At 45.4% G+C, this 15,148-nt stretch carries 14 protein-coding genes and 2 tRNA genes; 4 read left to right on the top strand and 12 right to left on the bottom strand.

Translation table 11 applies throughout. The features are described 5' to 3' along the window. The first annotated feature begins 108 nt into the window (after positions 1-108). The 4 genes from nhaA (at position 109) to AC1HCU_RS00220 (ending at position 2,525) form a co-directional block, all read left to right on the top strand. On the top strand, positions 109-1,230 hold the full coding sequence (nhaA, locus tag AC1HCU_RS00235; protein WP_480367644.1) for a Na+/H+ antiporter NhaA: 1,122 nt from the start codon (positions 109-111) through the stop codon (positions 1,228-1,230). Between the two features lie 58 nt (positions 1,231-1,288). After that, positions 1,289-1,609: a hypothetical protein gene (locus tag AC1HCU_RS00230; protein WP_480367641.1), complete on the top strand. Its 321-nt coding sequence runs from the start codon at positions 1,289-1,291 to the stop codon at positions 1,607-1,609. 91 nt (positions 1,610-1,700) lie between these two features. Continuing rightward, entirely contained in the window at positions 1,701-1,886 is a 186-nt protein-coding gene (locus AC1HCU_RS00225; protein WP_480367638.1) for a triple tyrosine motif-containing protein, read from the top strand. Positions 1,887-1,934: 48 nt separating this feature from the next. Next, the gene (locus AC1HCU_RS00220; protein ID WP_480367636.1) at positions 1,935-2,525 is read left to right on the top strand and encodes a helix-turn-helix domain-containing protein; all 591 of its coding nucleotides are present in this window, start codon (positions 1,935-1,937) and stop codon (positions 2,523-2,525) included. Positions 2,526-2,544: 19 nt separating this feature from the next. Here the strand turns inward: AC1HCU_RS00220 and AC1HCU_RS00215 are convergent. The 12 genes from AC1HCU_RS00215 to AC1HCU_RS00160 form a co-directional block, all read right to left on the bottom strand. Further along, positions 2,545-2,628: transfer RNA gene (locus AC1HCU_RS00215), tRNA-Leu, on the bottom strand. Positions 2,629-2,636: 8 nt separating this feature from the next. Then, a tRNA-Gly gene (locus tag AC1HCU_RS00210) sits at positions 2,637-2,711 on the bottom strand. A gap of 711 nt (positions 2,712-3,422) precedes the next feature. Further along, the gene (locus AC1HCU_RS00205) at positions 3,423-3,878 is read right to left on the bottom strand and encodes a hypothetical protein (protein ID WP_480367632.1); all 456 of its coding nucleotides are present in this window, start codon (positions 3,876-3,878) and stop codon (positions 3,423-3,425) included. Positions 3,879-3,923: 45 nt separating this feature from the next. Continuing rightward, positions 3,924-4,889: an aldo/keto reductase gene (locus AC1HCU_RS00200; RefSeq protein ID WP_480367628.1), complete on the bottom strand. Its 966-nt coding sequence runs from the start codon at positions 4,887-4,889 to the stop codon at positions 3,924-3,926. 29 nt (positions 4,890-4,918) lie between these two features. Continuing rightward, a complete protein-coding gene (gene mutL, locus AC1HCU_RS00195) occupies positions 4,919-6,751 on the bottom strand; it encodes a DNA mismatch repair endonuclease MutL (protein ID WP_480367626.1) in 1,833 nt (610 codons plus the stop codon). Positions 6,752-6,770: 19 nt separating this feature from the next. Next, positions 6,771-7,103, bottom strand: coding sequence for a hypothetical protein (locus tag AC1HCU_RS00190; protein ID WP_480367623.1), 333 nt, complete (start codon positions 7,101-7,103; stop codon positions 6,771-6,773). A gap of 65 nt (positions 7,104-7,168) precedes the next feature. Next, complete coding sequence (locus AC1HCU_RS00185) at positions 7,169-8,755, bottom strand: OstA-like protein (RefSeq protein ID WP_480367621.1); 1,587 nt, start codon at positions 8,753-8,755, stop codon at positions 7,169-7,171. Then, positions 8,743-10,107, bottom strand: a complete 1,365-nt coding sequence (locus tag AC1HCU_RS00180; protein WP_480367619.1) for a peptidylprolyl isomerase — start codon at positions 10,105-10,107, stop codon at positions 8,743-8,745. Before AC1HCU_RS00180 ends, AC1HCU_RS00185 begins: the two co-directional genes overlap by 13 nt. Positions 10,108-10,346: 239 nt before the next feature. Beyond that, on the bottom strand, positions 10,347-13,067 hold the full coding sequence (gene ppdK / locus AC1HCU_RS00175) for a pyruvate, phosphate dikinase (protein WP_480367616.1): 2,721 nt from the start codon (positions 13,065-13,067) through the stop codon (positions 10,347-10,349). A 113-nt stretch (positions 13,068-13,180) separates the two neighbouring features. Further along, positions 13,181-14,047 carry a DUF4296 domain-containing protein gene (locus AC1HCU_RS00170; protein WP_480367613.1) on the bottom strand — a complete coding sequence of 289 codons (867 nt, stop codon included), beginning with the start codon at positions 14,045-14,047 and terminating at the stop codon, positions 13,181-13,183. After that, positions 14,037-14,708 (bottom strand): lipoprotein signal peptidase, encoded by a 672-nt coding sequence (locus AC1HCU_RS00165; protein ID WP_480367610.1) that lies wholly within the window; start codon positions 14,706-14,708, stop codon positions 14,037-14,039. Before AC1HCU_RS00165 ends, AC1HCU_RS00170 begins: the two co-directional genes overlap by 11 nt. Positions 14,709-14,718: 10 nt before the next feature. Continuing rightward, positions 14,719-15,099, bottom strand: coding sequence for a TraR/DksA family transcriptional regulator (locus AC1HCU_RS00160; protein WP_480367608.1), 381 nt, complete (start codon positions 15,097-15,099; stop codon positions 14,719-14,721). Between the last annotated feature and the right edge of the window lie 49 nt (positions 15,100-15,148).

Genomic DNA, 15,148 nt, shown 5'->3' with positions numbered 1-15,148 from the left:
TCAAATTACTAACACAGCTTTTTTATATCGATGAGTTCAAACCGATCATCTATACAGGCATCTGTATCTATATTCAACAAGATTATTCACGACACCAGGTCTTTAGGAGTGCTTCTAATTTTATGTACAGTTGCGTCTCTGCTGCTAACCAACATTGAAGCGACGAGGGTTCCTTACACCAATTTCTGGGAAACGGTAATCCCCGGATTTCATCAGTTGCATCTACCACACACAATTGTGCACTTTATCAATGACGCATTGATGGTACTGTTCTTTTTTTATGTGACTATTGACATTAAACGGGAAGCCACAACCGGTGAACTCTCTTCTCCCCGGAGAATGATGTTGCCAGCAACCTCTGCATTATTCGGCGTGGCCTTTCCTGCACTTATATTCATTCTTATTACCGGAAACAATGTATACACAAGGGGTTGGGCAATACCAACGGCTACTGATATCGCCTTTACACTGGGAATAGTCAGCCTGTTGGGCAAAGCTGTTCCTCATTCAATGAAAGTTTTTTTAACGGCACTGGCCATCATCGACGACCTGTGTGCCATTCTCATCATTGCCTTTTTTTATGGCTCCAACTTACAGTTTATATGGCTTCTGGCTGTAGCCCTGCTGGGTATGTTAATTTTCGTGGTGAATCGTAAACTGCTAAATAAAGCGGGCACCCTGCTTATGATCCTGCTGGGACTCGGCATGTGGTACAGCATGTACAGGTCTGGCATTCATGCCTCTTTCGCTGGTGTGATTCTTGCACTTTTACTTCCGGTACAAAAACTGGGCACTTTTGAGCGGAAGCTTCTTTTTCCGGTCAATTTCATCGTGATCCCCATTTTTGCATTGGCCAATACGAGTATTGTCATCTCCTCGGCTGCCATCACCGGCCTCAGCTCTCCGTTGTCCATCGGAATTATCCTGGGCCTTTTTGTCGGGAAGCCGCTTGGAATAACCGTTGCCGTCTACCTGATGACCAAATTCAGGCTCGTAAGGCTGGGTGAGAAGATAAACTGGCTTCAATTCATTGGTATAGGCATTCTGGCAGGCATTGGATTTACGATGTCGATTTTTATATCGATTCTCGCTTTCCCGGACGACGAAATGCTGCGCGACATAGCCAAGCTCTCCGTGCTGATTGCTTCATTCCTGGCCATGATTGTAGGTTATATCTGGCTGAAAACAATCCAGGGAGTAAAAGTAAAAAAGTCAGAACCGACCAGTTGAATAACTTAAAATTTACATCACTAGTGTCCGGCCAATGACGACATTAACTTTAAAATAGTTGAAAAACAGAAAAAATGATTCAACTACTGGTGTACTGAATCCTGAAGAGATTGTCTCTGATACTACACGTTGTAGCGTATTTTTTACTGATTTCAGAATTAACAACAAATTGTTGATGTCTGATGATTTTCTAAATCATATCGATATAAACTATACTCCCGAAATAAAGCTGACACATAATAATAGCCAAATTTACTTTGCTTTTTCAGCATTGGTATACACAAAGCGAGAAAATATCAGATACGCCTATATACTGCAAGGTGTAGATCCTGATTGGATTTATGTAGGCCCGGAAGAAAGGTATATTTCATATGACTAAAATATTTATTTTCAATGGTGTCATATGGAATTCGCTTTAGTCATGATCTTGTGTGATAATGATTTTGACAAAGTCGATTACTTCGTAATTCATGCTCGTTTCATATGCCAACCTTCATGCTGGAAATTATACACTTAAAATTAAAAGTACAAACGGTAACGGAATCTGGCAGGATAACATCCACACACTAAGAATCAGGGTGAATCCACCCTTCTGGCGAACCTGGTATTCGTATCTATTCTATATTTGCATGCCTGAACTATCATTTTACTCATAGTCAAGCTCTTGAGATTGCGTATGCGCTTAAAAGCCAAAATTGAACTGGATGAAAACAGACAGAAAATTTACACCCGGAGCAGGTAATAATATTCCATTCGTTTTCATCACTGCCTACTCCGGTGATGACGATAAAAAAAGGGGTTACGAACAGGGGGCAGATGCTTATATTTCGAAACCTTCTGATGTAAATAACCTGAAAAAAAGGATGATGCAGTTAATCCAAAACAAGGATAATATTGCACAAAAATCGAAGCAGGAATTGATTGTCAACCCCAGAGATATCCAATTCAAATCTGCGGAAGATCGATTTCTGACAAGGGCGATGGAAATCATTGAAAATAACTTGGATAATGAAAAGTTCAACGTGATGACCTTTGCAACCGAAATGAATCTGAGCTCTTCGATGCTTTACAGAAAGATAAAGGGATTGACAAACTTGTCTCCCAACGAACTGATTCGAAGCATCCGGTTGAAACGGGCAGCACAAATGTTGAAAAATAAAGCTTACACCGTATCTGAAGTGGCTTTAAAGGTGGGATTTATGGATATTCGTTATTTCAGTTCCAGTTTCAAAAAAGAATTTGGCATTTCTCCATCGGTTTATTCGCAATCATTTGATGGCAAGAAAAATGATTAATCCAACAACATTTTAATTGTACTCGGAGCGGGACTTGAACCCGCACAACCGTTATGGTCACAAGATTTTAAGTCTTGCGTGTCTACCATTCCACCATCCGAGCAGACCTTGAGCGGAAGACGGGACTCGAACCCGCGACCCCGACCTTGGCAAGGTCGTGCTCTACCTATCCTGAGCTACTTCCGCAATATTGTACCTTGTTTCACACCGCTGTGTGCATCTCTTGAATATCACCTTGCCAAGGCCGGTTCCATCTCCTTTTGGGGCAAGGTCGTGCTCTACCTATCCTGAGCTACTTCCGCAATATTGTACCTTGTTTCACACCGCCGTGTGCATCTCTTGAATATTACCTTGCCAAGGCCGGTCCCATCTCCTTTTGGGGCAAGGTCGTGCTCTACCTATCCTGAGCTACTTCCGCAATATTGTACCTTGTTTCACACCGCCGTGTGCATCTCTTGAATATCACCTTGCCAAGGCCGGTCCCATCTCCTTTCGGGGCAAGGTCGTGCGCTACCTATCCTGAGCTACTTCCGCAATATTGTACCTTGTTTCACACCGCCGTGTGCATCTCTTGAATATCACCTTGCCAAGGCCGGTTCCATCTCCTTTCGGGGCAAGGTCGTGCGCTACCTATCCTGAGCTACTTCCGCAATATTGTACCTTGTTTCACACCGCCGTGTGCATCTCTTGAATATCACCTTGCCAAGGCCGGTTCCATCTCCTTTCGGGGCAAGGTCGTGCTCTACCTATCCTGAGCTACTTCCGCAATATTGTACCACCTCGTTTTTGCGACTGCAAATGTAAAAATGTTTCTCCGCTTTTCAAAGAAATTCTGATTAATTTTGTGAAATACCCGTATTTCAGGGCTGAATAACTCAAAGCCAACTATAAAAACGCTTAGTTGCCGATCTGGTAGATATCCTGATAAAGGGGGATGATCCGGTATCTTTGCAACGACTGCGATGCAGGTCCCTTCACCACACTACCCTGCCCGTACATTGTCACAAAAACGGATCCGCACGAGGTACATTCCGCTTTCCCATTACCGTCGGGAAGCACTTTGATGCTTTTATTGTCCTCGTAGGGACAACAAAGATCGTAGGCGAACAACAGATTCCCTGTAACATCGGAAACCACCAGCAGGCCGGCAAAACCAAAACGATCCGTATTGCGTCTGCGTTCTGCCTCAGTAAAAACCTTATATGCCAGAGCATTACGTAATTCAACGTCATAACTGGCCAAATGTACTTCAAAATTCACAGGAGCAAAAGGAATGGTGAATTCTTCGGTTTTATCCACGCAGGCTACGGCGGAGAGCAAAATCAACAACAGGGCAACAACGGGTCGTTTCATCTGGTAAAAAACTGATTACTGATAATAGTAGACTGGACGGTATGACTACAAGGTTGCTCCGTCGAGAATATCATCGATCTGCTCCAACTCTTCTTGTGTGAATGTGAGATTCTGCAAAGCCTTCAGGTTGTCGTCCAACTGTCTGGTATTACGGGCTCCTACAATCAGAGAGGTCACTCTCTCGTCTCTCAGTACCCATGCCAACGCCATCCCGGCCATTGTCTGCCCACGTAACCCTGCAAGGATATGAAGCTTTTTCACCTTTTCAACAAGTATATCGGTGACCTGATCCTCCCGCAGGAACCCTGCAGGCTCGGCTGCCCGTGAATGTGCCGGAATACCATGGAGATACTTGTCGGTGAGTACTCCTTGCGCCAAAGGCGAAAAGGCTATGAATCCAGATCCATATCCGGCGGTAATATCCAGGATCTCTTCTTCGGGCTTTCGATTAAACATGCTGTATTTATCCTGAAATATCAGACAGGGAACATCCCGTTCTTTCAGGTAATTCATCGCGTGGCGTGCCTGCAGAGGCGGATACTTCGAAATCCCTATGTAAAGCGCCTTGCCCTGACGGACGATATCCACCAAAGCCTGCATGGTTTCTTCTATCGGGGTATTCGGATCATATCTATGAGTGTAGAAGATGTCGAAATACTCAAGCCCCGTGCGTTTCAGACTCTGACTGATACTTGCCATAAGGTATTTCCGCGATGCGCCATCACCATAGGGACCATCCCACATCAGATGGCCTGCTTTGGAAGAAATTATCATCTCGTCGCGATGAGAGGCAAGGTTCTCTCTCAGAATTTTACCAAAATTGCTCTCTGCTGATCCGGGAGGGGGACCATAATTATTTGCCAGGTCAAAATGTGTAACACCCATTTCAAAAGCATGAAGAATCATCTCCTTGGCTATTTCATAGTCATTTATAAATCCAAAGTTGTGCCAGAGACCCAACGATATTCTGGGTAGTTGTAATCCACTCTTGCCACAATAAGCATATTTCATAGTGTGTGCGTATTAAAAGGTGAAATAAATCAATGCATTTTTTTTTCCAGGTCTTCATCCGAAATCAGACTGACTATCTTTTGTCCGTCGGGCGTATAAGTGGGCGTTCTGGTCGCAAAAAGCTGACTCACCGTAAGCAACATCTCCTCCGATGTAAGTATTCTCCCGTAAGGAATAGCTGTCATTCCGGCAAAAGAGAGTGCCATGGCCTCCTGCATATCTGTCTTCACGTCATTCCCCGCTTCCATGCCTTTCCCAATAATTGTACGTATAAGCAGTGAAGCATCCACATTTTCAATCTCCGACGGAACGCCTTGAATAGCGAAGGTATAATTGCCCAAAGGGCTCAATTCGAAGCCCAATGCTTCCAGATCATTCATAAGAGAGGGCAGCGTGGCTGCTTCGGCTGCCGACAGCTCCAGTATTTCCGGGAATAATACACGCTGCACCACACCCTTTCTTTGCTTTATTTGTTCAAGATACTTGTCGAAAAGGATCCGTATATGCGCTTTGTGCTGATCAATAATCATCAGGCCCGACTTGACCGAAGTAAGAATGTATTTTTGTTTATACTGATAGTGCTCGGGGTAAAATTCCGTATCGGGATGATCCTGATTAACCCCGGTGGTGAAAAGACTTCCCTGTCTGTCAGTGTCCGCTTCGGACGACAGTTCCTTTTCGTTCTCAAACCCCTGGTAAAGTTGTTCCCATCCATAAGCGGGGAGTGAGGAGGCTTGTCTTTCCGGACGGGTGTTGTGAAAAGGATTATAACCGGAATTGATATTTACCCGCGGCATGGGCGCATTGCGGGAAGGATCGTAAATTGGTATCTCCGGTGCATCCTCCCTATCAAAATCGATACTGGGTATAGCGTTAAACTTACCCAGCGACTCCTTCACCGTAACCATCAGGATCTGCCAAAGTGCCTGTTCATTCTCAAATTTCACCTCTGTCTTTGTGGGGTGAATATTGACATCAATCGTGTCTGGATCTACCCGAAGATAAATGTAGTAGGCCGGTTTTTCATTTGCGGCGATCAATGGTTCGAAAGCCGTCATTACAGCCCTGTGAAAATAAGGATGACGGATAAAACGGTTATTCACGAAAAAGAACTGGTTTACCCTCCCTTTTTTGGCAAACTCGGGACGTGCCACATACCCGTGAATCTTACCAAGTGTAGTCTCTTCATCTATCTCGATAAGTTGCTGGGTGGCGCTCTTTCCCTCGAGCTGTACGATGCGTTGTTTTAAGCTGGTTACAGGCAGATGGAGTGTTTCAATATCATTTTCTATGAGGGTGAACTCAATATGAGGATTCACCAGTACAATGCGTTCGATTTCAGAAAATATGTTGCGTCTTTCGGTTTCGTTTGATTTCAGGAATTTACGTCTCGCAGGTACATTGAAAAATATATTCTTCACAGAAACAGAAGTTCCTGTCGCGCAAGAAATAAATTCCTGCCTTTCGAGTCTGGAACCATTTATCACAATCAACGTACCTAGTTCATCTTCTTCACGGCGGCTTTTTACTTCTATTTGTGATATGGCAGCTATGGAGGGGAGTGCCTCACCTCGGAAACCCATGGTGGTGAGAGAAAAAAGATCATCCACCTGTCTTATTTTTGATGTGGCATGACGTTCGAAGGCCATCCGCACGTCGGTACCCGACATGCCCAGCCCATCATCAATCACCTGAATGAGGGTGCGACCTGCATCTTTAATGCATATCCGGATATGCGTAGCACCCGCGTCAAGTGAATTCTCCACCAGCTCTTTTACTACCGACGCCGGTCGTTGAATTACCTCACCTGCTGCAATCTGGTTGGCAATGGAATCCGGAAGTAGATGTATGATATCTGGCATAAGTATGAATGTCTGATTGCTACCGCAATAACCAGAAAAAGAAGACGGCAAAAAGGATGATCAGTATAATAATTAGCAATCCGTTGTTGGTGAAAAAGGTTCGCTCACCGGAAGCTTCCCGTGTTTTTCTCTTTTTCAGATGACGGGTTTGCGAGATAAATTCAGCTTTGAAATCTTTCCGCTCGGCCATCTTTTCCTGCGGGAGATCAGGGAGCACACCCATCTCTCTTTTTATCTCATCAATTCGGTTCTGCAGCTTGTCCTTACGTGCATCTTCCTCCGGATCGTGAAGGATTGGCGTATAATTGAATTTACGCGGCTTTCTGTTATTGTAGAAAAAAAAAGTGCCCATAAGTAAAAAGAATGTTGTTTGTTACAAAAATAGAAAATTCCGTTCAGAGAAACAAAACGGCATTCCTACAATGTGATATCCTCTCTCTGAAACCGTTGCTGCCGTTGTTCCGTACCTTCCGAGCTGTGTCGCTTGTTACTTCGAAAAATATCGTTGGGTCCGGCAGGACGTAAATAATCAAGCCAAACGAAACCTTGTAAACGCGAATCCTCCGGCTTCAGCTGAGGCAAAGGAGTTGTTACGGCTGTGGTAGACGACCACAGTTTCAACCGTTTGATCTGTTCATTCTCAATATCCATGGAGAGGTAAGCACTCTCCGTTTTATTCAGCCCGATAATCGTGCTGTCTTTTTCCGTGAGGTAGTAAAGCGACTCGGCATTACCTTCTACCAGTACATGATAGAGGTCCCCATTGCGAAAGAAGGCGGTCATATCCCTACCACTAAGCTGATTGTATTGCTGATGCTCCTTCCTGTCCTGAATAGCCAGCGCATAGTCTTTCACAATCGCTTTCTCTATCGTTGAATCATTCAGATAAATATTGATCTGATTCCCCGTGATCTGATTATTATCACTCCAGACTACCGGGTCCCCGATCATGTAGACCATGGAATCGCGTGAAGTATAATGCAATGAGTCACACACTCCCTGCAAATCGGCACGAAAGAAACGTACCTCGTAATACGCTTTGATGTCGCGATATACAGAATCAGTGATCAACACCAGTGTGTCGCCATGCACATACATGCTCTCCTGCTGCGAATAGTCGATGGCAAAAGCTGAATCGGTGGCAAGTCCGTATTCGGTTTTTTCGTTATAAAATCCATAATTTCCCTGAAGAATGGCCTTACGCTCCTTATCCTCGAGGAACATGTTACCAAAGACTTCTCCCACACCGGTTTGACGGTTATAAAAGATGGTGTCGCCAATGAGCACCTTGGTGCCGTCATTGCTATACACCTCTGAGCGGTCAAAAAGACGGGAATCTTCGGTTACTGTATTATACCACCCGTTGCTTGTATGCACATAACCGCTGTCTGATACAATACGTGAAGGGCCCAGGATATCAGCGTATTTCGATTCTGTATTATATTTCAGCGTATCTGAATAGATAATATAATCCTCGTTGATCAGTTTTACGCTGTCGCTGAACAATGCCTGTTTGGTGTCGGGACTGTACTGCCCCCAGAATGAAGTGAGCTCGTTTTCTTCATCCACCAGCATTCCTCCTTCAAAATAGTAACCGAGGTTTGCCATCCTGTCGTAATCAAGACTGTCGGTAAAGAGAGTTGCCGTGCGGTCTTCCATGCGAATATTGTTCCTCAGCCGTGCAAGGCGGGTATTACCGTCGTAATGAAGATAGTCGCCATATACAAAGATGGTATCTCCCTGTTCCATGCGCACGTTACTGAAGGCTTCGAATGTGTTGGTTTGCTGATACAGATATGCACTGTCGCAATACATAAAAGCTCCTTCGTGAAAAAAGGTGACATTGCCCGTGAGTATTTCTGCATCAAAACCACTCCTTTTACTCCACAAATCGGCCTGCTTCAACTCAATGATCCGGGTGTCGGGTGCTGTCGGAGCAAGTCCCGAAGGTGGCTGCTGTATTTGAGCGGTTACCAATAGAAAAAAAAGGATTATTTCTGCCATCCTTTGTATTTGAGTTCGCATCCCTGCCATGCAGGATCGATGCGCACATAAGTCTTGTTTATTTTTTCCTGAAGCCACTCATCTACCAACTTCTGCTGCCTGGCATTTTCTGCCATTTGCTTGATGGTCTGATAGTCATTATTGATGTTGGCTTTATGTCCTTCGTTTCGTGCGGAGATCTTCACCATTGCCGCTACTTGTCGCCCTTTTTCGTTGAGCATGATAAAGGGTTTCGATATCTCACCCTCTTTCATTTCGCCCACAACTTTTGCGATATCCTGATTCAGTTCATTCAGGGCGAAACGAGGTGTTCCTCCATTTGCGGAGCCACGGGAATTATTTACCATAATCCCCTTGTTATTGCGCGTATCTTTATCGGCGGAAAGATAGGTGGCAGCCTCGTCGAACGTGATTTTTCCCTGTGTGATGCCACTACTGATTGAATCAAGCCTCACCAGCGCCGTATCGAGCGATTCCTGGGGCACCTTGGGTTTCAGCAGGATATGCCTGAAATTGCCCATATCGCCACGTCGTTCAATCAATTGGATAATATGGAATCCATATTCGGATTCTACCACATTCGATACCTTCTTCGGATCGTTCAGGGCAAAAGCCACGCTGGCAAACTCGGGAACCAGCTGCGACCGGGTCATAAATCCCAGTTCACCTCCTTTCATCGCAGAAGGATCCTCGGAATGCAACAGGGCCAGCGTAGAAAAGTCTCTCTGTCCACTATTTATCTGATCGGTATATTCACGCAGCCGCTCCTTCACCTTGTCTATCTCTTGCAGGGGTACTTTCGGTTCCACTGTGATGATCTGTACTTCCAACGTGGTAGGGATAAACGGAAGACTGTCCTGAGGAAGGCTATTATAGTATTTTCTTATTTCAGACGGAGTCAGTTGTACATTTCCGAAGTGCTTCTGCTGCACCCCCTCCACGAGCTGCTGTTCGCGTATCTGTTCACGCATGTCCTCCCTGATACCGGCCAGACTTTTCCCGTAATATTCTTCAAGCCGTTCTACAGAACCGGTGGAAGCAATATATTCATTGATCAGATACTCAAGTGAACGGTTCACATTGGATTCCTGCACTTCAATGCTGTCAAGCTTGGCCTGATCCAGAAAAAGTTTCCGGATAGCCAGTTGCTCCGGGATAAAACAATAGGGATCTCCTTCGATACGCTGATTTTGCATCAGAATTTCTTTGCGATATTCTTCCACCTCCGATTTCAGGATGGCTTCGTCGCCCACAACCCAGACAATCTCGTCAATTACATTGTTTTGAGCCACAAGAAAGGAAGCAGTTGACAATGCTACAAGTAAGAACAATATCTTCACAGAATACTTCATATTAGTTGATTTACTGATTTAACGATTTGTAGATTAAATCATCACATCTTTGAATCTATCACATTCACAAATTAACTTCAAAGCTTATTTTCACAAGTTAATCGGTGTAGAATAACAGATGTAAAAGTAATGATAATCCCCTTAGCAGCCAAATGGTTTGATGGTTAAAAGTAGTTATAAGCACAGAGACGCCACGGGTGGCGTCTCTGTAAAAAAAATATCCCTGTCCATCGGTTTCATTACCCTTCAATGGCTGCCTGTGCAGCTGCAAGACGTGCAATGGGCACGCGGAAGGGGGAACAGGAAACGTAATTCAACCCTACGGTATGACAGAATTTTACCGATGAGGGCTCACCACCATGTTCTCCGCAGATACCGCATTTCAGCGATGGCTTCACTTCACGTCCCTTCTGCACTGCCATGCGTACAAGCTGCCCCACTCCATTCTGGTCGAGTACCGCGAAAGGATCCTGTTTGAGAATACCCTTATCAAGATACATCGGCAGAAACTTCGCCACATCGTCGCGGCTGTAGCCAAAGGTCATCTGTGTCAGATCATTGGTTCCGAAAGAGAAGAAATCGGCTTCCCTGGCGATTTTATGGGCTGTAAGTGCTGCACGGGGAATCTCAATCATTGTTCCAATCTTGTATTCCACCGAATCACTTTTTTCCGCAAATACCCACTGAATAGTCTTTTCAATAATCTCTTTCTGCGCTGTAAACTCGTATACAATACCGGTGAGGGGTACCATGATCTCGGGAATGACTTCTATCCCCTCCCTCTTAAGCTCCAGGGCAGTTTCCATGATGGCCCGGGTTTGCATCTCTGTAATTTCGGGATAGAGATTGCCAAGACGGCAACCACGGAGACCCAACATCGGGTTAGACTCCATAAGACCTTCCACCCGGTCGTGGATATCTTTATAGGAAATACCCATCACCCTTGCCATCTCCATCTGCCCTTTTTCATCGTGAGGTACAAATTCGTGCAGTGGCGGGTCGAGCAGACGGATGGTGACAGCATACCCATCCATTGCCCTGAAAATACCATGGAAGTCTTTCTTCTGCAATGGCAATAACTTCTCCAACGCTTTGCGGCGCCCTTCTTCATCCTTGGCAAGAATCATCTCACGCATGGGCACAATCTTGTCCTCCTCAAAGAACATATGCTCCGTACGGCATAATCCGATTCCCTTCGCACCGAAATTACGGGCTACCAGTGCATCATGAGGTGTATCAGCATTGGTTCTTACATCCATGCGGGTATACTTTTCAGCCAGGGCCATCAATTCGGTAAAGTTGGCGTCGAGTTCGGCGTCCTGTGTCTGTATTCTTCCCTCATATACATATCCCGTAGAGCCATCCAGTGAAATCCAGTCTCCCTCTTTCAGCTCCCGCCCGTTAATATTCATTGCGCGTGATTTATAATCGATGATCACGTTATTGGCTGCCGACACGCAGCATTTACCCATACCACGTGCCACCACCGCGGCATGTGAGGTCATCCCTCCGCGGGCTGTCAGTATTCCCTGTGAGCTGGCCATACCACGCAGGTCCTCTGGCGAAGTCTCAATACGGCAGAGAATCACTTTTTTACCTTCCTTATGCCATTGTTCGGCTTCATCGGCGTGAAAAACTATCTGACCTGTTGCTGCTCCGGGAGAAGCGGGTAATCCGTGCGTAATTGATTTTGCAACAGCTATCGCCTTTTTATCAAATACAGGGTGCAGCAACTCATCGAGTTTCTCGGGATCACATCGCTTCAATAGGGTTTTTTCATCAATATATCCCTGATGGAACATATCTATGGCTATTTTCACCATGGCAGCACCCGTACGTTTTCCGCTACGCGTCTGCAACAACCATAGCTTCCCATCCTGAATGGTAAACTCCAGATCCTGCATATCCTTGAAATAGTCTTCCAGCTTTTGCTGTACTGTCATCAGTTCCTTTGCACATTCAGGCAGTGCTTCTTCGAGAGAAGGGTATTTGGCTATGCGTTCCTCTTCAGATATTCCCTGCATCCTTGCCCAGCGACGTGAGCCCTCGATGGTGATCTGCTGAGGAGTGCGTACGCCGGCAACCACATCCTCTCCCTGTGCATCGATAAGGTATTCGCCGTTAAAGATATCTTCTCCGGTGGCGGCATCACGCGTGAAGGCAACTCCGGTACCGGAAGTCTTTCCCATGTTTCCATATACCATGGCCTGCACATTCACCGCAGTACCCCACTCTTCCGGGAAGTTGTTCATTTTCCGGTAAAGTATGGCACGCTCGTTCATCCAGCTATCGAACACGGCACATACGGCCCCCCAGAGCTGATCCCATGGGTTTATCGGGAAGTCGTGTCCGGTCTTTTCCTTCACTGCCTCCTTGAATCGTATAACCAGCTCTTTCAAATCGTCCGTAGTGAGATCTGTATCCAGCTCAATCCCTTTTGATTTCTTCATTTCCTCCATGATCTCCTCAAAAGGATCGATATCTTCCTTGCTTTGTGGTTTCAATCCCAATACCACATCCCCGTACATCTGCACAAAGCGGCGGTACGAATCCCAGGCAAAGCGTTCATTGCCCGATTTCTTCGCGATTCCTTCCACGGCATCGTCATTGAGGCCAAGGTTTAATACGGTATCCATCATACCCGGCATCGATACCCGGGCTCCCGAGCGTACCGACACCAGACATGGATTTTCCTTATTTCCGAACCTGGTTCCCGTGAGCTCTTCAATACGTGAAACAGCATTTTCCACCTCTTCTTTCAGGATGCCAATCACGTAATCCCTGCCCAATTCGTTGTACTCCGTACAGACCTCCGTAGTAATTGTGAAGCCGGGAGGAACGGGTACACCGATCAGGTTCATTTCAGCCAGGTTTGCCCCCTTGCCGCCAAGCAGGTTTTTCATGTCCGCGCGTCCTTCTGCGGCACCGCTCCCAAAGGTATACACTCTTTTCTTTTCCATCGTGATGTCGTAAAATGATAATTAAATGTTAAAATACTTCCAGTAAAAATTTTCTGTTCGCAAATGTAGTAAATTATCTAAAAAAGAAATTACCAATGGTCAATTGCTTTTTTCTATAAAGAATCATTGTCGTCCATTTTTAAGCGTTCTCTGTGCAAAAGCCGTTCGTCTTCCGGTATAATATCCTGTAATTGTTGCGGTATCGTATCCTGCGGATCTGGCTTGTTCCCAAGGAATATATCGTATAGTTTTATTTGTAAGGCTACAGAGGTGGTATCCTGCAGATGTACAAAACCTTGTATTTGCGAAAGCGTATCATTTTCAATAAACTTCGAAGCAACCATACTATAGGTTTTGTTTTCAGTGATGTCTACCTGTTGATAAAGGGTCGTATCCGTATATTGCAGGGTAAGCAGAGAGAAAAAACGTGTATTGTAGAGTGGCGGTATACCAATCGCACTGAATGTAAAAGAGAAACGATCGTCGGGGATTTTCTCATTTATATCCGTTGAATCCAGTTGAAACCGGAACCCGTTTCTGGGTGATGGCATGGAAAAGACAAACGTCCGCGGGATGTAGGATGGTTGAAACAGAGACGGGTCTGCTGTATACTGCTGTGTCTGTTGTGCTGAAAGCCGGGTATCTATGTCGGTGCGTGCTCGCTGCAGCCTCGCCTTTACAGAATCATTCATCTTCAGATACAAATCTATTCTGTCGGAATACCACGACAACGACGTGTCCCACCGAGCCGGTGTGATCTGATGTGCTTTAAAGACCTCGTTGATATATGCCTCTTTTTTTTCGGGTGTATCGAAATGCTGATAATCACTCTCTATAATTGCCTCGGCAACATATACATCATACAAGACCTGTTCCATCTGCTTCCTGTTCAATACTTCCTTCGGGCGGTTCTGACAGGAGGAGATCCATACTACCACCGCGATGGTAAATAAAAAATATGAAGCAAGATTAGATTTCACTTTCCTTTGCCTGTTTTTCTTTGTCTAATTTATCCCGTTCTGTTTTCGACAGCAACGAATAGGACAACGTTCTTCTATAAAACAGCAGAATCAGGATAACACCCACGGTAATCGCCGAATCGGCAATATTAAAGATAAAGCGAAAAAAAAGGAACTCGTCTCCACCCACCATTGGCACCCAGTGGGGCCAGGTACCGCTGAACAACGGAAAGTACAGCATATCCACAACCTTACCGTGAAGGAGCGACGAATATCCTTCGCCCCACGGCACCAGGGAAGCCACATGTCCCGGATAACTGGCTTCAAAAATGGCGCCATAGAAGATGCTGTCGATAATATTTCCGGTGGCACCCGCCAGGACGAGTGTAACACACACGATAAATCCGGTTTTATAATTTTCCTTCACCAGTCTACTGATATAGAAGATGATCATCACAACCGCAACAATACGAAAAAGTGACAGAAAGAGTTTTCCACCCGCTTCAATGCCAAAAGCCATTCCATTATTCTCCACAAAATAAATCCGGAACCAGTCGGTAACCGGTATGGAGTCGTACAAACCCATGTGCGTTTTCACCCATATCTTGGAAAGCTGATCAACCAGAAGAACCAGAAGAACAACTGCTACGGCCATCCAGGCCTTGTGTGTACAATTCTTCATCCGGCAGGTCTTACTTTTTCTTGGCAGACTTGGCCTCAATGCTCAATGTGGCATGAGGCACTGCGCGAAGGCGCTCCTTCGGGATCAGCTTGCCTGTTTCGCGGCAAATGCCGTATGTCCCATTCTCAATGCGTACTAATGCAGCCTGTAAGTTTTGAATGAACTTCATCTGACGTTGTGCCAGACGACCCGCTTCCTCTTTTGAGAGAGTGGAAGCACCTTCTTCAAGAACCTTGTAAGTAGGAGATGTATCAATGGTATCGTTACCGTCGGTATTGGTAACGGCAGCACGATAATTGTCATACTCCTGACGGGCAACCTGTAACTTTTCATTGATAATGGCCCTGAATTCCTCCAGTTCCTCGTCTGAATATCTTGTCTTCTCGCTCATAATAATATATGTTTATTGGCTATGCCTCTTATTGGAATCTGAGTTTATG

This window comes from Proteiniphilum sp. LBM24028 (assembly GCF_056629195.1).
Note: the sequence above shows the minus strand (reverse complement) of the source record. Positions and strands in the feature narration are given on the sequence as shown.